Source organism: Pseudogemmobacter bohemicus, assembly GCF_003290025.1.
Lineage (GTDB): Bacteria > Pseudomonadota > Alphaproteobacteria > Rhodobacterales > Rhodobacteraceae > Pseudogemmobacter > Pseudogemmobacter bohemicus.
Map to the genome: position 1 here is coordinate 269443 of NZ_QNHG01000004.1, position 24509 is coordinate 293951.

Genomic DNA, 24509 nt, shown 5'->3' on the forward strand with positions numbered 1-24509 from the left:
TTCCCCCCGCGCGCCGCAACGGGCAGTCTGGGCCCCGGGCCGGCCCGCGCCGCGCCCGCCGGGATAAAGGAGACGCCATGCCCGCCCAGGATCCAGCCCCAGAACCCGGGAGCGCCGGCGGCACCACACTGTTCTTCACGGCTGGTGACGGGGCGCGGCTGGCCTATTGCCTCGACGGGCCGGAGGATGGGCTGCCTGTCCTTTGCCTTGCGGGGCTGACGCGCACAAAAGAGGATTTCATCCCGGCTTTGCCGGCCCTGGCGGGGTGCCGGGTGATCCGGATGGATTATCGCGGCCGGGGCGAAAGCGCTTATACCGGCGCCGCCAGCTACACTCTGGCCCAGGAGGGCGCCGATGCGCTGGCCCTGCTGGATCACCTGGCAATCAGCCGCGCGGCACTTCTGGGCACCTCACGCGGCGGGCTGATCGGCATGGTCCTTGCCGAGGAGGTTCCCGGGCGGTTGCTGGGCCTTTGCCTCAACGATATCGGCCCGGAAATCGCGCCGGGCGGGCTTGAGGGCATCGTGGCGCGGCTTGGGCGCGCGCCCGAGGCCCGCAGCCTCGCAGAAGTGGCGCTGCAAATGGCGGCGAACAGCCCCGGCTTTACCGGGCTCAGTTCGGCCGACTGGCTGGTTTTCGCGGCACGTCTGTTCCGGGAAGTGCCGGGCGGCCTTGCCCTGCGCTACGATCCCGCGCTCCGCGAGGCATTTCTGGCTGATTTCGATCCCGCCGGGCCGCTGCCTGATCTCTGGCCCGCCTGGGAGGCAAGCCGGGGCCTGCCGGTGGCGCTGATCCGGGGCGCGAATTCCGACCTGCTCTCGCCGGCAACGGTGGCGCGGATGCGGCAGATCCGCCCGGATCTTGTGGTGGCGGAGGTTGCCGGGCGCGGCCATGTGCCCTTTCTGGACGAGGTGGACTCCGTTGCGGCACTGACCGCCTGGCGCGCAACTATCCTCGGAGCGATGACATGAATATCGGGATGATCAGGGCGGCGGCGCAGCGGCTGCGGGGCCATGTGGTGCAGACGCCGCTGCTGAATGCGCCGCTTCTTGACCGCATTGCGGGGCGCCGGATCTTCGTCAAGGCGGAATCGCTGCAGGTGACCGGCAGTTTCAAGGCGCGGGGCGGCTGGGCCGCGGTCTCGGCACTGCCGCCAGGCACTGCCGGCGTCATTGCGATGTCTTCGGGCAATCATGCCCAGGGCGTGGCGCGGGCGGCGGCCGGCCATGGCATTCCGGCCGTGATCCTGATGCCCCAGGACGCGCCGCAGGTGAAGATCGCCAATACCCGCGCCTGGGGGGGTGAGGTGGTTCTCTACAACCGCGCGACCGAAGATCGCGACGCCATCGCCGCCCGCATCGCCGACGAGCGCAGCTTTGCCCTGATCCCGCCCTATGACCATCCCGAGGTGATCGCGGGCCAGGGCACGGTGGGTCTTGAGATCGCCGCCCAGGCGCGTGAGGCCGGGATCGCATCGGCTGATGTGCTGGTGCCCTGCGGTGGCGGCGGCCTCTCATCCGGGATCGCACTTGCCTTGCAGGCCGAGGCCCCCTTGCTGCGCCCGCGCAGCGCAGAGCCGGCGGGGTTCGACGATATGGCCCGCTCGCTCAGCGCCGGAGAGCGGCTGCGCAATCCACAGCTCAGCGGCTCGGTCTGCGATGCGATCCTGACGCCCATCCCGGGGCGGATGACCTTCCCGATCCTCGCGGAACTGGCCGGCCCCGGCCTCAGCGTAACCGATGCCGAGGCGCTGGAGGCCATGACCCTCGCCTTTCGCCATCTGCGCCTCGTGCTGGAACCGGGCGGCGCGGTGGCGCTGGCGGCGGCACTGTTCCGGGGTGACCTGCCCGATCAGGTGATCTGCGTCGCTTCGGGCGGCAATGTTTCCGAGGATCTGTTCCGAAGCTGCCTCTCTGCGCCAACCTGAGGAAATCGAACATTCCCAGTGTCAGATCGCCGGGATACCGCCATATGAATTACAGATATCGAACATGACCCTGATCTACCTGCCCGATCTTCGCCTGAATGCCAGCCTGACCGGCCCCGCCGGCGGCCCAGCCCTGGTGCTGATCCACGCGCTCGGCCTTGACCATCAGATCTGGCAGCCGCTGGTTGAGCGCCTGCCCCGCCATCGCATCCTCAGCTTCGATCTGCGCGGCCATGGCGCCAGTGACTGCCCGCCGCCGCCCTATAAGATGGGCACACTGATCCAGGACAGCGAAAAGCTGATCGACCATTTCTGCCTGAAGGATTGTGTGGTGATCGGCCTGTCGATCGGTGGCATGATCGCCCAGGGCCTTGCAGTGAAACGGCTGGATCTGGTGCGCGGACTGGTGCTTTCGAACACCGCCGCCCGCATTGGCATAGAATCGCAATGGCAGGACCGCATCGCGCTGGTGCGCCGCGAAGGGCTCAAAGCCATCCACGACGCCACGATGGAGCGCTGGCTGGGCCGGGGCTGGCGCGAAAGCCCGGCGCTGCCAGCGCTCAGTGCCCGCTTCCTTGCCACCCGGCCCGAGGGCTGGGCCGGATGCGCCAGCGCCATTGCCGGCACCGATTTCTACGAGACCACCGCCACCCTGCGCCTGCCGACCCTGGTGATCGCGGGCAGCCATGACGGCTCCACCCCCGCCGACCTGGTGCGCGAAACCGCCGATCTGATCCCGGGCCACCAGTTCCGCCTGATCCGGGGCGCCGGCCATATCCCCCTCGCGGAAAAGCCCGATGACTATGCCGAGGCGATCCGGGATTTCCTGACCCGCATCGGCCATGGCTGAGTTCCTCCTGGTCCATGGCTCGGGTTTCGGTGCCTGGTGCTGGCCCAGGGTGACCGAAGCCCTCGCCGCCCATGGTCATAGGGCAACCGCCATCGACCTGCCGCGCGGCGCCGGGATCACCCTTGGCGACCAGGCGCGGGCGATCTGCGACGCCCTTGCCGGCCCCGCCATCCTGGTCGGCCATTCCGCCGGCGGCATCCCCATCACCGCCGCCGCCGAGCGCTGCCCGCAAAAGATCCGCGCCCTTACCTGGCTCTGCGCCTATATCCCCGAGGATGGCAGTTCCGTCGCCTCACTGCGCCGCCGCCAGCAGGAGCAACCGCTGCGCCCCGCGCTCCGCATCGACCGCGCGGCCGGCAGCTATGCATTCGCGCCCGAAAGCCTGAACGCGCTCTTCTTCCACGATTGCCCGACCGAGGCACAGGCCCTCGCCGCCCGCCTTATGGCGCCCGAATCCATCGCGCCGCAGGAAACGCCGCTCCGCCTCACAGCCCGCTCCCAAACGCTGCCCCGCTACGCCATCACCTGCGAGGAAGACCGCGCCATCCCGCCCGCCTTCCAGCACGAAATGGCGCGGGCGCTCCCGGCCGGGAACCGCTTCTCCCTCGGCTGCGGCCACGCCCCCTTCTTCGCCCAGCCGGCCCGGACTGCCGCCCTTCTCGATCGCATCGCCTGCGCCATCCTCTGATCCCGACACAGCCCGTCGCAAACCGGCCAATCCTCCCTGTAATCCCTGCTACCCTCCCCCTTGCAGAAATACTCCACGAGGGTCCGGGGATGTGAAATCCCCGGCGCAGCCCATCTCAAAGGGAGCCCGCCATGATCCTGAAAGACCTGGAGATTTTCATCGTAGCGCCCCCTGCCCCCGGCTGGGGCGGCCGCTACTGGATCTTCCCGAAACTGACCACCGCCTGCGGCATCGCCGGCTATGGCGAATGCTATGCCTCAAGCGTCGGCCCCACCGCGATGAAGGCCGTGATCGAGGATGTCTTTTCCCGCCATATGCAGGGTGAAAACCCCGAAAATATCGAGCTGATCTACCGCCGCGTCTACTCCTCGGGCTTTACGCAGCGCCCCGATCTGACGGTAATGGGCGCATTTTCGGGCCTGGAAATCGCCTGCCAGGACATTCTCGGCAAGGCGCTGAACCGCCCGGTCTGGGCGCTTAATGGCGGGCGGATGAATGACCGGCTGCGCTCTTACACCTACCTCTACCCCAGGCCGGACCAGGACCCGACCGAATTCTGGGCCAGCCCCGACCAGCAGGCCGAGGCCGCTTTGCGCTATGTCGGGCAGGGCTTTACCGCGCTGAAATTCGACCCGGCCGGCCCCTATACGATCCGGGGCGGCCATCAGCCAGCGCTCAGCGATATTTCGCGCTCGGTCGCCTTTTGCAAAACCATCCGGCAGGCGGTGGGCGACCGCGCCGATCTTCTGTTCGGAACCCATGGCCAGTTCACCACCGAAGGCGCCATCCGGCTGGGCCGCGAGCTGGAGCCCTATAACCCGCTCTGGTATGAAGAGCCGATCCCGCCCGACAATCTGCTGGAATTTGCCGAGGTCGCGAAACAGGTCCGTATCCCGCTGGCCACAGGGGAGCGTCTGACCACCAAAATGGAATTCGCCACGCTGTTGCGCGCCGGCGGGGTAAAGATCCTGCAACCGGCGCTTGGCCGGCTGGGTGGCATTGCCGAGGGCCGCAAACTCGCCGCCATTGCCGAGGTGTTCAACGCCGAAATCGCACCGCATCTCTATGCCGGGCCGGTCGAATGGGCGGCGAATATCCATCTCGGCGTCACCATCCCCAATCTCCTGCTGGTCGAGACCATCGAGACCGGCGGTGCCTTCCATCAGCGGCTGATCAAAAACAGCATCCGCTGGGAGAATGGCTATATCCTGCCGCCCGAAGGCCCCGGCCTCGGCATTGATTTCGACGAGGATCTCGCCCGCGCCCATCCCTATCGCGGCGACAAGCTGCATCTGCAGATGCAGGAGGCACCCTGTTCCTATCACGAGGCAAACCGCTTTGAAGGCGGCGCCCCCTCTGAGATTTCCTCTGCCACGACAAAGACTTAGCCTTTCAGGTCGCAGCCGGTTACAGAATTTTGCATTTCCCCCCTTGCGCCCCGGCGCGGGCAGCGTTAGATCACCGCCATCCGGACCGGTTGCGGGCGTAGCTCAGGGGTAGAGCATAACCTTGCCAAGGTTAGGGTCGGGCGTTCGAATCGCCTCGCCCGCTCCAGTCCGGGATAATCCCCTGAGATTATACGAAGAAAAGCGGCCACGGGCCGTTGTTTTCGTTTGTGGATTCGCCTGTGCCGGTCCGTCTTTTCTGGCCCGCCCCGCCGCCGAAGCGACGGGGCGGGCCAGAGCTCAGCATTGTTCAATGCGCCGGGCCAGCGCCCGGTTTCAGCGGTGGTCGATGCGCCGTGCCAGCGCATCTGCTTTCAGCGGTGGTCGATGCGCCGTGCCAGCGCATCTGCTTTCAGCGGTGGTCGATGCGCCGTGCCAGCGCATCTGCTTTCAGCGGTGGTCGATGCGCCGTGCCAGCGCATCTCCGGCCCATTGCATGATCGAGACCATCACGATCAGGATCACCACCACCGCCACCATGATCGCCGTCTCGAACCGCTGATAGCCGTAGCGGATTGCGATATCGCCAAGGCCCCCGGCCCCCACCGCCCCCGCCATCGCAGAGGCGCCGATCAGCGTCACCATGGTCACGGTAAAGCCCGACACGATCCCGGGCAGCGCCTCGGGGATCAGCACATCGCGCAGGATGGTCATCCGTGTCGCCCCCATCGCCCGCGCCGCGTCGATCAGGGCGCGGTCCACCTCGCGCAGGGACACTTCGGCCACCCGGGCGAAATAGGGTGCCGCCGCCAGCGTCAACGGCACGATCGCCGCCGCAATCCCGATGGCCGAGCCGACGATCAGTCGCGTCAGCGGGATCGCCGCCACCAGGAGGATGATGAACGGCACCGAGCGCAGCGCGTTCACCAGCCAGCCGAGGCTGCGATTGACATAGAGGTTCTGGAAAATTCCGCCCCGGTCGGTGGTCACCAGGATCAGTGCCAGCGGCAACCCGATCACGAAAGACAGTGCGCCGGATACCCCGGTCATCACCACGGTCTCCCACATGCCCTTGACCAGCAGGTCAAACATCGGCCGTGTCATGGCCCAGCCCAGCAGGGTGTCAAACAGTTGCGGGGACATAGCCAAGCACCTCGATTGCCGTCGTTTCCGGTTTCAGCCTGGCCACCACCGCCGCGATCCTGTCCTTGTCTGCAGTGCCAAGCGCCAGGAAGAGCCGCCCGTAAGGCTCGCCCTGAACATCATTCAACCCGCCATGCAACAGCCGCGCCGGGCTGCCGGTGATCGCTTCGATCTCGGCCAGCAGCGGGCGGCGGGCATCGGGGCCGTAAACATCGACGCGGATCAACGCCTGGTCGCCCACAGGCGCGATCATCGCCGCCAGATCCGCCGGCAGCACCGGCGAGAGGCCGCGCAGCAGGCTGCGGGTCGTATCGGTCTGCGGGCTGGCCAGCACCTTCGCCACCGGCCCTTCCTCGACGATCTTGCCGGCATCCAGCACCAGCACGCGATGGGCGATCTGGCGCACCACCTCCATTTCATGGGTGATCATCAGGATCGTCAGGCCCAGCTGGCGGTTCACGTCTTTCAGCAGCGTCAGAATCGCCTGGGTCGTTTCGGGATCCAGCGCCGAGGTCGCCTCATCCGACAACAGCAGCAATGGCTCTGGCGCCAGCGCGCGGGCGATGCCGATCCGCTGTTTCTGACCGCCCGACAGCTGCGCCGGATAAGCGCCGGCCTTATCGGCAAGGCCGACCAGATCCAGAAGCTCCATCACCCGTTTCATCCTGGCGGGCTTGTCGATCCCCGCGATCTTCAGCGGCAGCGCAACATTTTCCGCCACCGTCTTTGCCGAGAGCAGGTTGAAATGCTGGAAGATCATCCCGATCCGCCGCCGCACCGGGTTCAGCGCCTGTTCCGAGAGGCCGGAAATATCGGTGCCGTCGATCAGCACCCGCCCGCCCTGCGGCCGGTCAAGCCCGTTCAGGCAGCGGATCAGCGTCGACTTGCCCGCGCCCGAGCGCCCGATCAGCCCGACAATCTCACCCCGCGCCAGCGTCAGCGAGATATCATCCAGCGCCGGCCGGTCGGAAAACCGCCTGACCACATTTTCCAGCACCACCGCCGGAATGTCCTTCACCACCATGGGCCTGCCCCTTCAATCGCTCAGGGCGCCCGGAGCCTGTCCGGACGCCCTGATGCCTGTCCCCTATACCGTTTCTTACCAGGCGGGAACCGCCGCGCCCTTATAGGCGTCAGCATAAGCCGCCTTGACCGCATCGGTCTGGAAAGCCTCGCGCAGTTTCGCAACCCATTCGGCATCCTTGTCGGCGGTGCGGATGGCGATGAAATTGGTATAGGGGTTGTCCACACCCGATTCCTCGGCGATCCGGTTGTCGAGGAGTTCGGCCTTGGCCGCCCAGTCGGTATTCACCACCGCAGCGTCCAGGTCATCAATCGCACGACCAACCACGCCGGCATCCAGCTCGCGCAGGTCAAGGTTCTTCGGGTTCCCGGTCACGTCGATCACGGTGGCGAGGATCCCTGCATCCGGATTGACCTTGATCAGGCCCAGCTGCTCCAGCACCTTCAGCGCGCGGCCGCCATTCGACGGGTCATTCGGCACACCGATCACCGCGCCTTCGGGCAGATCCGCCAGCGAGGCATGTTTCTTCGAATAGACACCGATCGGGAAGATCGCGGTGTCGATCACCGGGGTGATCTCATAGCCATGCGCCTCGATCTGGGCCTCAAGATAGGGCAGATGCTGGAAGGCATTGGCGTCGATCTCGCTGCGGGCCAGCGCCTCATTGGGCTGGGTGTAATCGTTGAAAATCACGGTCGAGATATCGAGGCCCAGCGGCTTTGCCTGTTCGGCCACCACGGCCCAGACCGATTCATCCTCGCCACCCATGATGCCGACTTTCAGCGCGGTATTCTGCGCGAAAGCCGCCGGAGCCAGAGCGGGGGAAAGCAGGGCAGCGGCGGCAAGCGTCAGGGCCGCGCGGCGGGACAGCGAAAAGAACGACATGGGATCAGCCTTCGGAAAGTGAAACACGGCGCGATAAGCCCGCCGCGAGCTGTCCGGAATATCCTTCCTGCCGCAAAAAGGTGCAACCCCGCGCAGGAGAACATTGTTTTGATCTCAGCCGCATTCGGAAGACAGAATTATCGCTTTCGCGCTTGCAGCAGGAGTTTCCGCCAGCCGCCGCTTTCCCCCTGCCCCAAGGCATGCGAATCCCCCTTCCTGAGGCGATGACCGCACAATAGGGTCGCTCAAATTCCCACCCTGCATCCGGTGTCAGACATGCTCAGCCTTCCCGTTCCCCTGGTCACAGTGCTTTTGCTGATCGCCTCGAATATCTTTATGACCTACGCTTGGTACGGGCATCTGAAGGATGGCGCCAGCCTGCCGATGTTCAAGGTGGTGCTGATCTCCTGGGGGGTGGCTTTCTTTGAATATTGCCTGATGGTTCCGGCGAACCGCATTGGCTATACCTATTTCAATGCGGCGCAGCTGAAGACCATCCAGGAGGTGATCACCCTCGCGGTCTTCGCGGCGTTTTCGGTGCTTTACCTCAAGGAATCGCTGGGCTGGAACCATCTGATCGGCTTCAGCTTCATCGCGCTTGGCGCGTTTTTCATCTTCCAGAAATGGTAAACACACCCGTGGCAATGAAAAAGGGGGCCTCGCGGCCCCCTTTTTTTATCGCGTTCAGCTCAGCGGCCCAGAGACCACCAGCCCTTTTTGCGCGGGCGATCATCGTCGCCGTCACTCCCACCCGCATCAGAAGTGGCCAGATCTGAAGTGACTGGGCCACTATCGGCCACAAGGGCCCCGCCCGCCTCAGCCGCACCGGCAATGCCTGGATCCGCTACCAGCGCGGCCGGAACCGGTGCCGCTGCTGCAGCCTCAGCCACTACGGCGCTCTCTTCGGCCACAACCGGCGCCTCCGGGGCAGCCTCTGGGGCAGCCTCAGCCGGAACCTCCGTCACCTTTTTCGACCGCGAGCGGCTGGTTGCCGCCTTCGGCTTCGCCGCTGCCCGGCTGCGGGCAGGCTTTTTCTCAGCCCCTTCCGCGCCTTCCCCGGCAACCACTACCGCCTCATCGACGACGACCGGAGCCGCCGCTTTCGCACGGCTGCTGCGGCGTTTCGGGGCAGGCGCGGCAACCTCGACCGCCTCCTCCGGGGCAGCTTCCGTCGCGACAACAGCCCCGGCCGGAACTTCAGCCACAGCCTCGGTCTCGGCCGCCACAGCCGCAGCCTTCGCCGCCGCCGATTTCGACCGCGAGCGGGTGGCCCGCTTCGGTTTTGCCGGCGCCTCGGAGATCACCACATCGCCCGCCGCTTCGGGCGCAGCTTCTGCGACGATCCCGGCCTCGTCGCCCTCATCCTCGTCACCCGACTCGTCACCAGCATCCTCATCGCCGGCCTCGGCGCCCTGACCATCCCGACCGCCACGACGACGACGACGACGACGGCGCTTCTTCTTGCCCCCTTCGCCGCCCTCAGCCGCAGCCTCGGCACGGGCCGGCGCGGTGGTGGCCTCAGATCCCGCCTCGTCAGCGGCCTCTTCTTCTTCCTCATCCACTTCGTCGACCAGATCCTCGTCCTCATCCTCGACGAGATCGCCCATCAGACCGGCATGGCCGGAAATGACCTGGCTCGGCTCGGGCAGGCTGCGGGTCGCGGTCTTGAACTTCTCCAGCTCGAAATCGGGCGAGACGAGGGCCGGATCGGCCTCCATCCTGACCGCCATGCCGTAGCGCGATTCGATCAGCGCGATATGCTCGCGCTTATGGTTGAAGAGATAGTTGACGATGCCGATCGGCGCCTTCAGCAGCACCTCTTTCGAGCGTTTCCGCGTACCCTCTTCCTCCAGCGCGCGCAGGATGGTCAGCGCCATGCTGTCATCCGAGCGGATCAGCCCGGTGCCATGGCAATGCGAGCAGGGCTGCGTGGTCGATTCCAGCATTCCCGGACGCAGCCGTTGGCGCGACATTTCCATCAGGCCAAAGCCCGAGATGCGGCCGACCTGTATCCGCGCGCGGTCGGTCTTCAGCCGGTCTTTCAGCCGCTTCTCGACCGAGGCGTTGTTGCGGCGCTCTTCCATGTCGATGAAGTCGATCACGATCAGACCGGCAAGGTCGCGCAGACGCAGCTGGCGCGCCACCTCGTCACAGGCCTCAAGGTTGGTCTTGAGCGCGGTATCCTCGATGGATCCCTCTTTGGTCGCCCGGCCCGAGTTGACGTCGATGGCAACCAGCGCCTCGGTGATGCCGATCACGATATAGCCGCCGGATTTCAGCTGCACGACCGGGTTGAACATGCCGCCGAGATAGCTTTCGACCTGGAAGCGCGCGAACAAGGGCATCGGCTCGTTATAGAGCTTCACCTGTTTGGCATGCGCCGGCATGATCATCCGCATGAAATCTTTGGCCGAGCGGTAGCCCGCCTCGCCCTCGACCAGCACCTCGTCGATTTCGCGCGAATACAGATCGCGGATCGTGCGCTTGATCAGATCGCCTTCCTCATAGATCGCAGCAGGCGCGACCGAGCGCAAAGTCAGATCGCGGATCTGTTCCCATAGCCGCATCAGATATTCGTAATCGCGCCGGATCTCGGGCTTGGTGCGTTTCGCGCCGGCGGTGCGGATGATCAGGCCGGCGCCTTCCGGCACCTCCAGCTCGCCCGCGATTTCCTTCAGCTTCTTGCGGTCGGCCGCCTGGGTGATCTTGCGCGAGATGCCACCGCCACGCGCGGTATTCGGCATCAGCACGCAGTAACGACCGGCGAGCGAAAGATAGGTGGTCAGCGCCGCGCCCTTATTGCCGCGCTCTTCCTTGACGACCTGGACCAGCATGATCTGCCGGACCTTGACCACTTCCTGGATCTTGTATCGGCGCATCCGGCTCCGGCGCGGAGCGGCGATCTCTTCCGAGACATCCTCTTCCGCGATGGTCTCGATCTCGTCGGCGCTGGCGGCGGCGTGGTGATCATGGTCGTGATCATGCTCGTCATGGTCATGGCTGTGATCATCGCCATGGGCCTCGCCGGCGGCATCCGCTGTGGCAGCCTCCTCCTGGACGGCATCCTCTGCGGCCACGACCGCCGGCCCCGAGGGCGCGGCTTCGGCCTCAGCCACCGCTTCCTCGCCCTCACCTGCCGAGAAGTCGATCACATCCATTTCGCTGGGGGCAGAAGCAACCTCAACCGGCGCCGAAACGCTGGGATCGGCGGGCGCGCGTTCGGCCCTGGGCGCCGGCTTGCGGCGACGCGAGCGGCGGTTTTCCTCTTCCTCTTCCTCGCGCGCCATCGCCCGCTCTTCATCAAGCAGTGCTTTGCGGTCGGCGACCGGGATCTGGTAATAATCCGGATGGATCTCGGCAAAGGCAAGGAAGCCGTGGCGATTGCCACCGTAATCCACGAAAGCGGCCTGGAGCGAGGGCTCTACCCGCGTCACCTTGGCAAGGTAGATATTCCCTGCCAGCTGCCGCTTGTTTATTGTTTCAAAGTCAAATTCTTCGACTTTGTTTCCGTCCACCACAACAACCCGGGTCTCCTCGGGATGGGTGGCGTCGATAAGCATCTTCTTAGCCATGTTTTTCCATTGCGCCCCGGCGGCATAAAGACCCCCGGCGGCCCTGAGACAGGGCCGGAGAGCAGATCATACGGTTCGGGGCGGCTTGTCTGAGCGCCGGCGGCGGGCGCGAACGGGCTCAGCCAGCAGCCTGTGCCGGTATCGCCAATCGTTACACTGCTCACGCGCCTCATCGCGGTTACGTCCTGGGGGTTCAGGCCCCCGCCTTTCTGGCCCTGCGGGCGCTTCACAGGGAAGCGCTGACCCACCGGGCAATGTGCACAGCCTTACGGCCGATCCGGCTCCCGGTGTCAGAGCGGCGCGGAAAGCCGCACCCTGCTCCGGTCATGGGGAGAGAATTTCTTTGACCGTTACAAAACGGCCATAGCGGGCAACCTACGATCAAAGGCACCAGAAGAGCAATGAAAATCTCTCGGCCCCGATGCGACCCTGCCCAAAGAGAGGGGGCGCTGCCCCCGCCGCCCTGGCGGGCGCCTCCCCCGGAGTATTTAAGTCAAGAGGAAGCCGGTACTTTCCTCTTGATCCAAATACTCCCGCCGGAGGCTTCCTCAGCCAGCAGAGGGTGCAGCGCTCAGGTATAATCCGACCGCTGCAGGTTATATTTTGCCATTTTCTCGTTCAGGGTGCGGCGCGGCAGGCAAAGCTCATCCATCACCGCAACGATAGAGCCCTTATGGCGACGCATCGTATTGTCGATCAGCATCCGCTCAAAGGCCTCGACATATTCTTTCAGCGGCTTGCCTTCGGTGGTCATCGCAGGGCCGGAGGCCTCGTTATCGGCCATCAGCAAAGAGGCGATCGAGCCCGAGCCCCGGCGGTTCTGCAAGACGGCGCGTTCGGCGATATTGACCAGCTGGCGCACATTGCCGGGCCAGGGCGCCTGCAACAGCTGGGCTGCCTCCTGCGCGGTGACCTGAGGGGCGTCGCAGCCATATTCTTCCGAGAACTGCTCGGAAAGGCGGGTGAAGAGCTGCAGGATATCCTCGCCCCGTGCCCGCAGGGGCGGCAGCACGATGGTCATGGCGCCGAGCCGGTAGAAAAGATCGGGGCGGAGCGCCTGTTCCAGCGTCAGATCCTGCGCCTGCTGGTTGCGGATCGCGATAATCCGGGTCTCGGGCGGGATGCCCTGATCGTTGATAAAGGTCAGAAGCCGCGCCTGGAGGCCCTGGCTCAGCGCCTCGATATCTTCCAGCAGGAGCGTGCCGCCCCGCGCCTCTTCGACCAGCGGGATCGCGCCATCCTCGCCCGGGCCGAAGAGTTTCGCCGAAAGCTGATCCTCGGACCAGGCCGCGCAGGAGATCGTCACGAATCTCTTTGACGCCCGCGGCCCCACCGCATGCAGCGCATGGGCCACCAGCGTCTTGCCGGTGCCGGTCTCGCCGTCGATCAGAACGTGGGAATCCGCCTGGCCGAGATCGAGAATATCCTCGCGCAGCCGCTCCATCGCGGGGCTGGTGCCGACAAGCTTTTGCATGATGGTGGTGCCATCCGCCAGTTCGCGGCGCAAGGCGCGGCTGTCCAGCGTCATCCGCCGGGCCTGGGTGGCGCGCTTGGCAAGCTCGGTCATCCGGTCGGGATTGAACGGCTTTTCCAGAAAATCAAAGGCACCGACCCGCATTGCCTCGACCGCCATCGGCACATCGCCATGACCGGTGATCATAATCACCGGCAGGCCGGAATCGAGGCTCATCAGCTTTTTCAGGAACGCCATCCCGTCCATGCCGGGCATCTTGATGTCCGACACCACCACGCCGGAAAAATCGGCGCCGATCCCCTTCAGCGCATCCTCGGCCGAAGGGTAGGTCTCGGTGTCAAAGCCCGAGAGCGCCAGCCACTGGCTGATCGAGGCGCGCATATCCGCCTCATCATCCACGATCGCCACTTTCATCGCGCGTGCCATACAGACCTCATTCTGCTGCTTGTCTTGCGTCGCCAAGGATCGGGAGCTGCATCTCGAAGACCGCGCCTCCCTGCACCCCATCCTGCGCTTCGCCATTATGGGCGGTCAGGCGACCACCCAGATCGGTTACAATACCCGAGGAAATCGCAAGGCCAAGCCCCACGCCCTCGCCGGGTTTCTTCGTCGTGTAGAAGGGCTCGAACAGGTTATCGAGGTCGATGATCCCCGGCCCGTTGTCGCGCACCGTCAGTGTCGCCGTCTCGCCGGCGGCGAGCAGGAGTTCGATCTGCGGGTTCTGCACCTCGCGCAGCGCGTCCAGTGCATTCCTGAGCAGGTTGATAATCACCTGTTCCAGCCGGATGCGATCCGCCATCACCATCACCGGCTGGCGCGGCATCGAGCGGAGGATCTTGACCACCCGGCTTTTCAGCTGCGGCTCCATCATCGCCAGCGCGGATGACACGCAGGCGCGCAGATCGACCGGCTCGAAGGCCTCGCCGCCTTTCCTGGCATAGGATTTCAGCTGGCGGGTGATCGACCCCATACGGTCGATCAGATCGTCGATCCGCTGGAACGACGACAATGCCTCTTCGGGGCGTTTGCGCTGCAACAAGAGCCGCGCGCCGGCGAGATAGGTCTTCATCGCGGCCAGCGGCTGGTTCAGCTCATGGCTCACAGCCGCCGACATCTCGCCCAGTACGGCGAGTTTCGACGATTGTTCCAGCGTCTGTTCTGCGACCTGAAGGTTCGCCTCGACCTTTTCGCGCTCGGCGATCTCGCGTTGCAGCCGCACGTTCAGCGCCCTGAGTTCCGCTGATTCGCGGGCCAGCGACCAGCTGCGCGACCAGGCCCGCCGCGTCAGGAAATAGAAGGCGATGGACATCAGAATCGCGAAACCCATGATCTCCAGCGCCAGGATGCCGTTCACCTTTTCGCGCACCTGGGTGTAATCGGTGAAGGTAACGATGCGCCAGCCGCGAAAGGGGATACGCGCTTCGGTCTTCATCACCGGCACATCCTGCATCACCGCATCATGGCGGGGCCGCGCCCAGTCGGTCGAGGCCTGGAAGAACCGCTCCAGCGCCGAGGCGGACGCGCTGCTCGCCATCGCCTCGTTAAGCGAACGGCCGCGCCAGGAGGGAACGGTGGTCAGAATGACGGTGCCCTCAGAGTTGGTGACCACGACGGCATCGTTCAGCCCCGACCAGGCGCGCTCATATTTCAGCAGGTCGACCGAGACGACGATCACTCCAAGGATCTTGCCATCCGTGCGGATCGCCCGGCTGTAGCTGAAATCATAGCCACCCGATTCGCGGGGCGAGGAGGTGAAGATCGTCTCATTGGTGCGCTGCGCATCAACGAAATAGCCTTCCTGGCGGAAGTTCGAGCCGAGGATATTGCGGTTCGTCGCACCGACCACGCGGCCGTCAATATCAAGAAGCCTGATCGCCGCCACACCGATCTCGGCCTGGAGCGCAATCAGCTTGGCGGAGGTGCGCGAGAAATTACCATCCTTCAGCGCCGCGATCAGATCAGGGTCGCGGGCCAGCAGCAAAGGCACCACCGAGGTCCGCTGCAATTCCGAGATGAGGTTGCCGGAATAAAGCGCCAGCCGCACATCGGAACGGTTGCGCGTCGAATCGGTGAAACGCTCGGTCAGCCAGCGGTTCGAAACCACCACAACCCCGACCGCCGCAACCACAAGCGCAAGGATGATCAGCTTTACCCGCCAGGGCAGACCCTGCGGCTTGTGATTCAGCTGTGTGCTTTCACTGCGAAACATCGCGCTAAAATAGGGGGCGCCGGGGAGCCTCTCAAGGCGAAGGGGTTCAGGCCAGCGCCAACCCGCCCATCAGCGATGCGAAAAGCGCCGCCCCGTCTTTCGATCCATGCAGCGGCTCGAACGCGCGCTCGGGATGCGGCATCATGCCAAGCACCCGGCGGTTTTCCGAGAGCACGCCGGCAATATCGCCCATCGAGCCATTGGGATTGTCGCCATAGGTAAAGGCGATGCGGTCTTCGGCGCGCAAGATCGCCAGCGTCGCGTCGTCCAGAGTGTAATTGCCGTCATGATGGGCGATCGGCACCCGGATTTCGTCGCCTTTGGCGTAGTTTGCGGTAAAGGCGGAGGCGGTGGTGGCGACTTTCAGCGTCACGGTGCGGCAGATATACTGCAGCCCCTTGTTGCGCATCAGAACGCCCGGCAAGAGCCGCATCTCGGTCAGGATCTGGAAGCCGTTGCAGATGCCGATGGCGTAACCGCCGCGCCCGGCATGTTTCCTGACAGCCGCGCTGATCGGCGATTGTGCCGCGATGGCGCCGCAGCGCAGGTAGTCGCCATAGGAGAATCCGCCCGGCACGCCGACGATATCGGTGCCCGCCGGCAGGTCGGTATCCTTGTGCCAGACGCGTTCCACCTCGAATCCGGATTTCCCGAAGGCGACAGCAAGGTCACGGTCGCAATTCGAGCCTGGAAAGGTGATGACGGCGGCTTTCATGGGCGCACTCCGGTGAGCAGAGGGTGGCGGGCTGTGGCCCCTCCTTACTGCAAGCGGGGGGCCGGTTCCAGCCTTTGCGCGCAGCGCTCAGCGCGGTTTGCGCAACCGGCGTTCAAAGGCCTCTTGCGAAGGGAAGATCACCGGCAGGCGCCAGGCGGTGAGGATGGATTTAAGGGTGGACATGGCAATGGCTCCGATGGCAGACGGGTGGACCCTCCCACGCCGGAAGATAGCCTTGCTGCGCTGCGGCGAAAACCCTCAGCCCTGCAAACCCGCTGCCTGCGGGGCGCATGTCTGACCCAGCGTCACATGGGGTTTTGGCACTGATCAGGGGGGTTCAGGCGCTGATCAGGCTGCGGGCGGCCTCACGCGCCGCGTCGGAAATGGTATCGCCCGAGATCATGCGGGCGATTTCCTCGACGCGCTCGGCCGGGCTGAGCGCCACGACGGTCGAGAGGGTGACATTGTTTTGCACCCGCTTTTCCACCCGCCAGTGATGCGCGCCAAGGGCGGCGACCTGGGGCGAATGGGTGACGACCAGCACCTGGGCGTCACCTGCAAGCGCACGGAGCCTGCGGCCGACCGCATCGGCAGTGGCGCCGCCGACACCGCGGTCGATCTCGTCGAAGATCATCGTCAACCCGGTGGTTCCGCCGGTGAGACAGACCTTCAGCGCCAGCAGGAAGCGCGAAAGCTCGCCCCCCGAGGCGATTTTGTTCAGGGGGCCCGGGAGGGCGCCGGGATTGGTGGCGACGGTGAAGGTGACCTGGTCCTGGCCATCGGGGCCGGGATCGGTGCCGGTGATCACCGAGCGGAAGACGGCGCGCTCCATCTTCAGCGGCGCGAGTTCGGCGGCCATCGCGGCATCGAGCCGCTCACCCGCCCGCTGCCGCAGGCCCGTGATCCGGCTCGCCTCGGTCCGGTAATCGGCATCGCTTTTGGCAAGCGCTGTGGCGAGGCGGCCAAGACCGGCCTCGCCCGCGTCGAGCGCGGCAAGGCGGATCGAGAGACCCTCGCTGTGGCGGGCGAGATCATCCGCAGGGATGCCGTATTTGCGCGAGGCGGCACGGATCGCGAAGAGCCGCTCTTCCGCAGCCTCCAGCGCAGAAGGGTCGAAATCCAGCGCATCGAGCGCGGTTTCCACCCCGGACTGCGCCTCGGAAAGCTCGATCATGGCGCGCGACAATGCCGCCAGCGCCTCATCCAGCCGGCCCGCCGCCTTGTCGGCGGCTGCCTCCAGCCAGCGGGTGGCATCGCGCATCCGGCCCTCGGCACCCTCCTCGGACAACGCGTTCAGCGCCTTTGCCACATCTTCGCGGATGCGGCCCGAGGCCTGCATCAGCCGCCGTCTGGCATCCAGCGCGGCCTCTTCGCCGGGTTCCGGCGCCAGCTTTTCCAGCTCAGCCACTGCATGGCGCAGGAAATCCTCCTCAGTTTTCGCCCGGGCGATCTGGGCCTCGGCGGCCTCCAGCGCCTCACGCGCCTGGCGCCGCGCCGCCCAGAGGCCCCGCAGCACCGAGAGATCATAGCCGCCAAAGAGATCGAGCAGCGCCCGATGCCCACGCGGGTTCAGAAGGCCCCGGTCATCATGCTGGCCATGCAGTTCCACCAGCGTTTCCGACAGGCTGCGCAGAACCTCGGCCGAGACGCGGCGGTCATTGGCCCAGGCCTGGCGGCGGCCATCGGCATGGGCAAGACGGCGCAGGATCAGCTCGCCCTCGGTTTCCACCCCCGCCTCTTCCAGGATCGCATGGGCGGGATGGCCGGCGGGCAGTTCGAAAATCGCGGTGACCTCGCCCTTTTCGGCACCCAGACGCACCAGATCGGCGCGGCCCTTCCAGCCCAGCACCATGCCAAGCGCATCCAGCAGGATCGACTTGCCCGCGCCGGTCTCACCGGTCAGCACATTCAGCCCCGGCCCCAGTTCCAGCGTGAGGCGGTCGATGATCAGGATGTCGCGGATATCGAGCGAGATCAGCATGAGAGGATCAGCCGGCAATAGCAGCGGCGGGGGCGGGGTCGCAGGACGCCCCCTGCCCGTTCGTTACAGCCATTCACCGCGCACCATCTGGCGATAGGCTTTCGACAGCCAGCTGTCACCTTTCACCTCGGGCGACAGGCCCTTGCCTTTCAGGAGGTTGTAGCCGTCCTGGTAGAAGGGCGAGGACTGGTAGTTATAGCCGAGAATCGCGCCGGCGGTCTGTGCCTCGGCCTCGAAGCCAAGCGCCAGATAGGATTCGATCAGACGGTAAAGCGCCTCGGCGGTATGGGTCGTGGTCTGGTAATCCTGCACCACGGTGCGGAAGCGGTTCAGCGCGGCAGTGTAGTGACGGCGCTTGAGATAATAGCGCCCGATCTCCATTTCCTTCGCCGCCAGGTGGTCGAAGGCGAGATCGAATTTCATAATCGCCGAGGTGCTGTATTCGCTGTCGGGATAGCGTTCGATCACATCGCGAAGGCTGACCAGCGCCTGGAAGGTCAGGCCCTGGTCGCGGCCGACATCCTCGATCTGGTCATAATAGCTGAGCGCCATCAGATAGGCGGCATAGGGCGCATCTTCGTCATCAGGGTAAAAATCGAGGAAGCGCTGCGCGGCGGCGCGGGCCTCTTCGTATTTCTTCGTCTTGTGATTGACGAAAGCCTGCATGATCAGGGCGCGGCGGGCGAATTCCGAATAGGGGTAGAGCCGCTCCACCTCCTGGAAATACATCAGCGAGTCACCGGCGCGGCGCGCGGTTTCCAGCTCCATCTCGCCCTTGCGATAGATTTCCTCGGCGGTGAGGGCCTCAAGCGATTCCGTTCTTGCCGCCTTGCCGCCACCACAGGCCGAAAGCGACACGGTCAGCAGCAATGCTGCCCCGATCCTCAGCCCCGGAATGCCTGATCCCGGTCCCCTGCCTGCCATCTTCCGCTTATCCAAACCTGACTTCCTTGCCCGGATCCGCCATGTCACAGCCGGGAAATCCCCCTGCCCCAGACCGATGGACCCGGTTTACCCGGGGCTCATCCTGGCGATTTGCCTGTGTCCTAGCACAGAAAAATCCGTTGCGCAAAACGCCTTTCATACCGGGTTCAAAGCGGCGGGCTGGGAAAGGGCGCACCGCAGAACCGCCAGTTTGCAAGGCCTGCCCCGCCAATTCCGCATCCGTTCTCAGGCCGCGCGGCGGCGGACCGAGGGCAGATCGCCGCGATGGACACCGATTCCAGGCAGTTTCCCGCCGATACGGCTGCTGCATTCCTCGATCCTGAAATTGGCCGGGTCGGCAAACAGCGCGCGCAGCAGACGGTTGGTCAGCGCATGGCCAGCGCGGATCCCGGTATAGAGACCCAGAATCGGGCCACCCGCCAGCGAGAGATCACCGACCGCGTCCAGCATCTTGTGGCGCACCGGCTCATCCTCGTGGCGCAGACCACCGGGCGAGACGACACGGTCGCCGTCGAAGACAACCGCATTGTCCAGCGTGCCACCAAGCGCAAGGCCGCGCTCGCGCATCGCATCGACATCGGCCTGGCGGCAGAAGGTGCGGCTGTCGGAAAGTTCGCGCACGAAAGCGCCGTTGGACATGCGCAGATGACGTTCCTGCGTGCCGATGGCGGGTTCTTCGAATTCGATGCGGAAGTCGATTTCCAGCATATCGGCGGGCTCAAGCCGGGCCACGGCCTCACCCTCGCGCACTTCGACCGTTTTCAGCACGCGCACGGCGCGGATCTCGACCGCCTGTTCGCGGATGCCGGCGGCCAGAAAGGCCTGGACAAAGGGCTCGGCAGAGCCGTCAAGGATCGGCACTTCGCCGCCATCAATCTCGATCAGCGCATTATGGATCGCGCAGCCGGCAAGGGCGGCGGTCAGATGTTCGATGGTCGAGACAGAAACACCATCGGCATTCTCGACCACGGTGCAAAGCCGCGAAGGCGTCACCGCCGACCAGATCGCCGGGATATCGGCGCGCAGCCCGTTATTGCCAGCCCCGTTGTTGTCCGCCCCGGTATTCTCCGCCAGGATGTCGATGCGACGGAACCAGATGCCATGATCGGCCGGAGCCGGATGCACCACCATGCGCACAGACTGCCCGGTGTGGAGACCCACGCCGGTAAAGCTGACTGCCGTATTCAGTGTGTTTTGCACCCTGTCGCCTCTTTCTCTCCCCTTCCGGCCCTGAATGGTCTGGTCCGGACGGGCCTGCCTTTTGCTCCGCAGCGGGAAAATTCCCACGCCGTCGTTAAGACTAGTTAGTAAAAGGTGAGCAGGATCACAATTCACCTTTTGCAACGGTTTGTGACACCGTTTGCGACTGCAGCAAGTCATTGGTTCAAAAAGAAAAAGGGCCGGTCACCCGGCCCCTTTGTAACAGTGGATTCTGCTCGTTTCAGTTGGCCTGTCTTCTGAGGAAAGCCGGGATCTCGATCTTGTCCTGATCGTTGCCGGCATCGCCTTCGTCATCATAGGCGGTAACCGGGGGTTGTTGACGGTGCGACTGGGCCGGGCTGCGCTCGGCTTGGGTGCCACCTTCGAGATGGCCGGCCATACGGTTGATCAGCGAGCCAATGCCGAAACGCGGGCGCGCGGCCTGGGCGGGTTCCTGGGCGGCCGGCTGCGGTTGCGGCTGGGCCGGACGCGGGTTTTTCTGCACCGCATTGGCCAGACGGGCCAGCGCCGCCGGGGTCGGCGTGCCGGGCAAATGCGGGCGCGGCGCGACGAAGGAGCCGGCTTCGGCCTCGAAGGAGGCGGCGGGCGGGCGGGCGGCGGTCATACCGGCCTGACCGGCAGCGGGACGCGGACGATAGACCGGCGGCGGAACCTCGCTGGCATAGCCGTGGTCGTCTTCCTCATAGCGCGGCTCAAAATCATGGCCATGGGTCTCACCGGCACCGAACAGGTCTTCGGTATGGGCTGCGCGCGCTGCGGCGGCCGGGGCCATCGGCTGGGCCGGAGCATAGACCGGCTGCTGAGGCACCGCTTGCTGATGGACGGGGTGCTGGGCAACGGGTTGCGGAGCCTGAGCGAGCGGTTGCGGCGCGACAGGCGCCTGGGCCATCGGCTGGGCGACGGGTTGCGGCGCTTGCTGCCAGGCCGGCTGAGGCGCGGCGGCGGCAGGCACGAAGGCCACTTCCGGCACATCGCTGCGATCTGAGACATGACCCGGCTGCAATTGCAGCGGCTGCGCCATCGGGCGGCGCGCGATGGGCTGTTCGGGCTTCATCTGCGCGGTGGCGTCGATACCGGTCGCGACGACCGAGACCCGGATGCGGCCTTCCATCGAATTGTCCAGCGTCGAGCCGACGATGATATTCGCCTCGGGATCGACCTTTTCGCGGATGATATTCGCGGCCTCGTCCAGCTCGAACAGGGTCAGGTCATGGCCGCCGGTGATCGAGATCAGCACGCCTTTGGCGCCATTGAGGCTGATTTCATCCAGCAGCGGGTTGGCGATGGCCTTCTCGGCGGCCTGAACGGCGCGATCTTCGCCCTCGGCCTCGCCGGTGCCCATCATCGCCTTGCCCATCTCATCCATCACCGAACGGACATCGGCGAAGTCGAGATTGATGATGCCCGGGCGGACCATCAGATCGGTCACGCCTTTGACGCCCTGATAGAGAACGTCATCCGCCATCGCGAAGGCTTCGGTAAAGGTGGTGCGCTCATTCGCCAGACGGAAGAGGTTCTGGTTCGGAATGATGATCAGCGTATCGACGACCTTTTGCAGGGCTTCGATGCCCTCTTCGGCCTGACGCATCCGCTTGCCGCCCTCGAACTGGAAGGGCTTGGTCACGACACCGACGGTCAGCACGCCCAGCTCACGCGCGGCCTGCGCGATGATCGGGGCCGCGCCGGTGCCCGTGCCGCCGCCCATGCCGGCAGTGATGAAGCACATATGCGCGCCGGCCAGATGGTCGACAATCTCTTCGATGGTTTCCTCGGCAGCGGCCGCGCCAACCGCCGGGCGGGCGCCGGCGCCCAGACCCTCGGTCACTTTCAGACCCATCTGGATCCGCGCATGGGCCATGGACTGCTGCAACGCCTGAGCATCGGTATTCGCCACCACGAATTCGACGCCTTCAAGCTGCTTGTCGATCATATTATTGACCGCGTTGCCGCCTGCCCCGCCCACACCAAAGACAGTGATGCGCGGCTTCAGCTCTTCCCGCTGGTTCGCCATCGTCAGATTGAGTGCCATGGTTCCGCCTGTCCGTTTTTTCCAGGTCAACATCAAGGTTATCGCCGGTAAACCTTAATGAGCCATTTTTGTGATCGTTACTCGCGAGATATTCTTTTTCGGCCAAGACCCGCCCGTCCCGGGGCGAGGCACACCGATTTGTATCCGATTCTAGCGACATCGGCCGGGGAGGTCACGGAAAAAATAGCATAATCCCACAAAATATGGGGGTTTTCCCGCCTGGATCGGCGGGATTTTGCACGTCGCGCTGTATCCTGGGGTTACCAGTTGTCCTTGAACCATCTGAATGCCCTGCGCAAAGACCTGGCCGGATAGCGTTCGGCGGGAACCTCAAAATCCCACCACTCATCTTGCGGATGTGCCGCAAAGAGGCACAGCCCCACGGCCGAGGCAAAAGCCGGCCCCGTCGCCGCCTGGGGCAGACCCTGGACCCGCAGTGGCCGGCCCAGACGGACGCGCTGCCCTAGAATGCGGTTGGCCAGCATATCAAGCCCCGGGATCTGGCTGCCGCCGCCGGTCAGCACGATCTGCTGCGAGGGCAGATGGTCGAAACCCGCCGCATCCAGCACCGAGCGCGCCTCTTCGAGGATCTCTTCGACGCGGGGGCGCATGATGCCGATCAGCTCGGTGCGGGAGATGCGGCGGCGGTCTTTCTCCCAGTCGCCGCTTTCACCGCCGAGTTCAATCATCTCGCGGTCATCCATGCCGGTGGCGAAAAGGCCGCCATGGCGGGTCTTGATCTTCTCGGCATCGGCTGCGGGGATATAGAGCCCCTTCGAGATATCCGCCGTCACATGATCGCCGCCCATCCGCACGGAGTCGGCATAGATCATGTGTTTTTTCATAAAGATCGACACGCCGGTGGCACCACCGCCAAGGTCGATACAGGCCGCACCCAGTTCCTGCTCATCCTCAACCAGCGAGGAAATCGCCGAGACATAGGCCGAGGAGGCAATCCCCGCCAGTTCCAGATCGCAACGCTGGATGCAGTAAAGCAGGTTCTGGATCGCGGAATCCTCGACCGACAGCAGGTGCATGTCGCAAGCGAGGCGATTGCCGATCTGACCGCGCGGATCGGCCAGACCCGAGCGGTGATCCAGCGCGAAATTCACCGGCTGCGCATGCAGCACTTCGCGGCCCTGGCCGATATCGGGCACATCACACGACGCCAGCACACGGGCGATGTCATGTTCCGTCACCACACCGTCTTCAAGGTCGACTTCACCGCCCAGCCCGTAAGAACGCGGCTCGGCGCCCGAGAAACAGGCGATGACGTGATCCACGCGCACATTGGCCATTTTCTGCGCTGCCTGGACGGCGGTGCGGATGGCGCGCTCGGTCTCGTTCATCACCGAGATCTCGCCAAAGCGCACCCCGCGCGAGCGGGTGGTGGCGGCACCGATGATGCGGAATTTCGACTGACCGGCCATCGGGCCGACGCCCTCGACCTCGCGCAGACGGGCTTCGCCGTCAAAACGCAGGATGAGGCAGGCGATTTTCGAGGTGCCCACGTCAAGAATTGCAATTACGCCCCGCTGCATGGCAGCCCGGCGCATGTTCCGCATGGCGCGTTGGGTCTGGTAGAGGTCGGTCACAGTTCGGTCTCCACGGGTTCAGGCAGGGGTTCAAGTCCATTTGCACGACGAAGCTCGTTCATCGCATAGGGGGTCAGGCGTAAAGTCGGGCGGTTTGGCAGGCGCAGATCAACCGAGGCCAGGTCGCGCGCCAGCATGTCCTGGGCCTGGTCCAGCGCGAGCAGCCGCTCCAGCGCGCGGACCGGGTTGTCTTCGGGCAGCAGGATGCGCTGGTTGCGATCCAGCACGATGTCCCAGCGGCGATCCCCCATGCGGACAAGGCCGCGGATGCGGGGCGCAATCGGGCCGGCGGCGGCGAGGATATCCAGCGCCTCGGGCGCGGCTTTATCCGCCCCCTCACCCGCTATCAGCGCGAGATCATCGCGGTCGGCACGTTCAAACAGGCCCGCGACCCGGTGGCCGGTCTCATCCACCAGCGTCAGCCCCGTGGCCTGACGCCACACAAGCACCGGCTGACGCTCGGTGATCAGAACGGAAAGCACCCCGCCCGAGCGCACCCGCAATTCGGCGCCCCTGACCGCGTCCAGTTCCTCGATCCGGGCCCGGGCGGCCTCAAGATCGAGATCGAACGAGCTTTTCGGCAGGTTCAGATCAAGTCGAGACCGGACGGCATCGGCCAGCTCGACCGAGGCCCCCTCAATGGATACCAGCGTCACCATGAATTCCGGGCGGCTCTGGAATTTCTCGCGCAGGTCGGTGAAAACCTGGATCACGCCGTTGCGGCGCTCTTCGCTGGCCATGTAAAGGCCGGTCACCGCCGCCACCGCAAGCACCGGCAGGCCAACCCGCAGGAAGCGCCGCAGATAGGGCGTCAGCATAACCCGCTGCATCCGGTAGGCCCAAAGCGACGGCGCCGGATCATGCGC

At 64.9% G+C, this 24509-nt stretch carries 19 protein-coding genes and 1 tRNA gene; 7 read left to right on the top strand and 13 right to left on the bottom strand.

Going from position 1 to position 24509, the window contains the following annotated elements; translation table 11 throughout:
- Positions 1 to 77 precede the first annotated feature (77 nt).
- From DRF71_RS20385 to DRF71_RS20410, 6 genes are all read left to right on the top strand, one after another.
- Positions 78 to 971: an alpha/beta fold hydrolase gene (locus DRF71_RS20385; protein WP_112312381.1), complete on the top strand. Its 894-nt coding sequence runs from the start codon at positions 78 to 80 to the stop codon at positions 969 to 971.
- On the top strand, positions 968 to 1927 hold the full coding sequence (locus tag DRF71_RS20390) for a threonine ammonia-lyase (protein ID WP_112312382.1): 960 nt from the start codon (positions 968 to 970) through the stop codon (positions 1925 to 1927). The genes DRF71_RS20385 and DRF71_RS20390 overlap by 4 nt, the downstream gene beginning before the upstream one ends.
- Before the next feature lie 64 nt (positions 1928 to 1991).
- The gene (gene pcaD, locus DRF71_RS20395; RefSeq protein WP_112312383.1) at positions 1992 to 2777 is read left to right on the top strand and encodes a 3-oxoadipate enol-lactonase; all 786 of its coding nucleotides are present in this window, start codon (positions 1992 to 1994) and stop codon (positions 2775 to 2777) included.
- A complete protein-coding gene (locus tag DRF71_RS20400; RefSeq protein ID WP_112312384.1) occupies positions 2770 to 3465 on the top strand; it encodes an alpha/beta fold hydrolase in 696 nt (231 codons plus the stop codon). The genes pcaD and DRF71_RS20400 overlap by 8 nt, the downstream gene beginning before the upstream one ends.
- Positions 3466 to 3596: 131 nt before the next feature.
- Positions 3597 to 4853, top strand: coding sequence for a mandelate racemase/muconate lactonizing enzyme family protein (locus tag DRF71_RS20405; RefSeq protein WP_112312385.1), 1257 nt, complete (start codon positions 3597 to 3599; stop codon positions 4851 to 4853).
- Between the two features lie 91 nt (positions 4854 to 4944).
- Positions 4945 to 5019, top strand: a tRNA-Gly gene (locus DRF71_RS20410).
- Between the two features lie 281 nt (positions 5020 to 5300).
- On the opposite strand, the gene DRF71_RS20415 is transcribed toward DRF71_RS20410, so the two are convergent.
- The 3 genes from DRF71_RS20415 to DRF71_RS20425 all read right to left on the bottom strand — a co-directional run bounded on the left by DRF71_RS20415 (position 5301) and on the right by DRF71_RS20425 (position 7902).
- Positions 5301 to 5954 (bottom strand): methionine ABC transporter permease, encoded by a 654-nt coding sequence (locus DRF71_RS20415; RefSeq protein WP_112312714.1) that lies wholly within the window; start codon positions 5952 to 5954, stop codon positions 5301 to 5303.
- 19 nt (positions 5955 to 5973) lie between these two features.
- On the bottom strand, positions 5974 to 7017 hold the full coding sequence (locus DRF71_RS20420; RefSeq protein WP_112312386.1) for a methionine ABC transporter ATP-binding protein: 1044 nt from the start codon (positions 7015 to 7017) through the stop codon (positions 5974 to 5976).
- 75 nt (positions 7018 to 7092) lie between these two features.
- Positions 7093 to 7902 (bottom strand): MetQ/NlpA family ABC transporter substrate-binding protein, encoded by an 810-nt coding sequence (locus DRF71_RS20425; RefSeq protein WP_112312387.1) that lies wholly within the window; start codon positions 7900 to 7902, stop codon positions 7093 to 7095.
- 276 nt (positions 7903 to 8178) lie between these two features.
- Here DRF71_RS20425 and DRF71_RS20430 point away from each other — a divergent pair, with 276 nt between their 5' ends.
- Positions 8179 to 8532: a DMT family protein gene (locus tag DRF71_RS20430; protein WP_112312388.1), complete on the top strand. Its 354-nt coding sequence runs from the start codon at positions 8179 to 8181 to the stop codon at positions 8530 to 8532.
- 59 nt (positions 8533 to 8591) lie between these two features.
- Here the strand turns inward: DRF71_RS20430 and DRF71_RS20435 are convergent, their stop codons facing one another.
- From DRF71_RS20435 to DRF71_RS20480, 10 genes are all read right to left on the bottom strand, one after another.
- Positions 8592 to 11474 (bottom strand): Rne/Rng family ribonuclease, encoded by a 2883-nt coding sequence (locus DRF71_RS20435; protein ID WP_112312389.1) that lies wholly within the window; start codon positions 11472 to 11474, stop codon positions 8592 to 8594.
- Positions 11475 to 12045: 571 nt separating this feature from the next.
- Positions 12046 to 13374, bottom strand: a complete 1329-nt coding sequence (locus DRF71_RS20440) for a sigma-54-dependent transcriptional regulator (protein WP_112312390.1) — start codon at positions 13372 to 13374, stop codon at positions 12046 to 12048.
- A 7-nt stretch (positions 13375 to 13381) separates the two neighbouring features.
- The gene (locus tag DRF71_RS20445; protein ID WP_112312391.1) at positions 13382 to 15157 is read right to left on the bottom strand and encodes a sensor histidine kinase; all 1776 of its coding nucleotides are present in this window, start codon (positions 15155 to 15157) and stop codon (positions 13382 to 13384) included.
- 46 nt (positions 15158 to 15203) lie between these two features.
- On the bottom strand, positions 15204 to 15872 hold the full coding sequence (gene purQ, locus DRF71_RS20450; protein WP_112312392.1) for a phosphoribosylformylglycinamidine synthase subunit PurQ: 669 nt from the start codon (positions 15870 to 15872) through the stop codon (positions 15204 to 15206).
- 337 nt (positions 15873 to 16209) lie between these two features.
- On the bottom strand, positions 16210 to 17853 hold the full coding sequence (gene recN, locus DRF71_RS20455) for a DNA repair protein RecN (protein ID WP_112312393.1): 1644 nt from the start codon (positions 17851 to 17853) through the stop codon (positions 16210 to 16212).
- Positions 17854 to 17916: 63 nt separating this feature from the next.
- On the bottom strand, positions 17917 to 18777 hold the full coding sequence (locus tag DRF71_RS20460) for an outer membrane protein assembly factor BamD (protein WP_112312394.1): 861 nt from the start codon (positions 18775 to 18777) through the stop codon (positions 17917 to 17919).
- A gap of 246 nt (positions 18778 to 19023) precedes the next feature.
- Positions 19024 to 19998: a UDP-3-O-acyl-N-acetylglucosamine deacetylase gene (lpxC, locus tag DRF71_RS20465; protein ID WP_112312395.1), complete on the bottom strand. Its 975-nt coding sequence runs from the start codon at positions 19996 to 19998 to the stop codon at positions 19024 to 19026.
- Between the two features lie 241 nt (positions 19999 to 20239).
- Positions 20240 to 22048: a cell division protein FtsZ gene (gene ftsZ / locus DRF71_RS20470; protein ID WP_112312715.1), complete on the bottom strand. Its 1809-nt coding sequence runs from the start codon at positions 22046 to 22048 to the stop codon at positions 20240 to 20242.
- Positions 22049 to 22308: 260 nt separating this feature from the next.
- A complete protein-coding gene (gene ftsA / locus DRF71_RS20475) occupies positions 22309 to 23643 on the bottom strand; it encodes a cell division protein FtsA (protein WP_112312396.1) in 1335 nt (444 codons plus the stop codon).
- Positions 23640 to 24473 (bottom strand): cell division protein FtsQ/DivIB, encoded by an 834-nt coding sequence (locus DRF71_RS20480; protein WP_408634564.1) that lies wholly within the window; start codon positions 24471 to 24473, stop codon positions 23640 to 23642. Before DRF71_RS20480 ends, ftsA begins: the two co-directional genes overlap by 4 nt.
- Positions 24474 to 24509 lie beyond the last annotated feature (36 nt).

Coding starts and splice junctions, on each gene's coding strand:
- pcaD (WP_112312383.1), top strand. CDS start 1,992: ATGACCCTGATCTACCTGCCCGATCTTCGCCTGAATGCCAGCCTGACC.
- DRF71_RS20460 (WP_112312394.1), bottom strand. CDS start 18,777: ATGGCAGGCAGGGGACCGGGATCAGGCATTCCGGGGCTGAGGATCGGG.
- DRF71_RS20480 (WP_408634564.1), bottom strand. CDS start 24,473: ATGCAGCGGGTTATGCTGACGCCCTATCTGCGGCGCTTCCTGCGGGTT.
- purQ (WP_112312392.1), bottom strand. CDS start 15,872: ATGAAAGCCGCCGTCATCACCTTTCCAGGCTCGAATTGCGACCGTGAC.
- ftsZ (WP_112312715.1), bottom strand. CDS start 22,048: ATGGCACTCAATCTGACGATGGCGAACCAGCGGGAAGAGCTGAAGCCG.
- DRF71_RS20420 (WP_112312386.1), bottom strand. CDS start 7,017: ATGGTGGTGAAGGACATTCCGGCGGTGGTGCTGGAAAATGTGGTCAGG.
- DRF71_RS20390 (WP_112312382.1), top strand. CDS start 968: ATGAATATCGGGATGATCAGGGCGGCGGCGCAGCGGCTGCGGGGCCAT.
- DRF71_RS20385 (WP_112312381.1), top strand. CDS start 78: ATGCCCGCCCAGGATCCAGCCCCAGAACCCGGGAGCGCCGGCGGCACC.
- DRF71_RS20400 (WP_112312384.1), top strand. CDS start 2,770: ATGGCTGAGTTCCTCCTGGTCCATGGCTCGGGTTTCGGTGCCTGGTGC.
- recN (WP_112312393.1), bottom strand. CDS start 17,853: ATGCTGATCTCGCTCGATATCCGCGACATCCTGATCATCGACCGCCTC.
- DRF71_RS20405 (WP_112312385.1), top strand. CDS start 3,597: ATGATCCTGAAAGACCTGGAGATTTTCATCGTAGCGCCCCCTGCCCCC.
- DRF71_RS20440 (WP_112312390.1), bottom strand. CDS start 13,374: ATGGCACGCGCGATGAAAGTGGCGATCGTGGATGATGAGGCGGATATG.
- DRF71_RS20435 (WP_112312389.1), bottom strand. CDS start 11,474: ATGGCTAAGAAGATGCTTATCGACGCCACCCATCCCGAGGAGACCCGG.
- DRF71_RS20445 (WP_112312391.1), bottom strand. CDS start 15,157: ATGTTTCGCAGTGAAAGCACACAGCTGAATCACAAGCCGCAGGGTCTG.
- DRF71_RS20415 (WP_112312714.1), bottom strand. CDS start 5,954: ATGACACGGCCGATGTTTGACCTGCTGGTCAAGGGCATGTGGGAGACC.
- DRF71_RS20430 (WP_112312388.1), top strand. CDS start 8,179: ATGCTCAGCCTTCCCGTTCCCCTGGTCACAGTGCTTTTGCTGATCGCC.
- DRF71_RS20425 (WP_112312387.1), bottom strand. CDS start 7,902: ATGTCGTTCTTTTCGCTGTCCCGCCGCGCGGCCCTGACGCTTGCCGCC.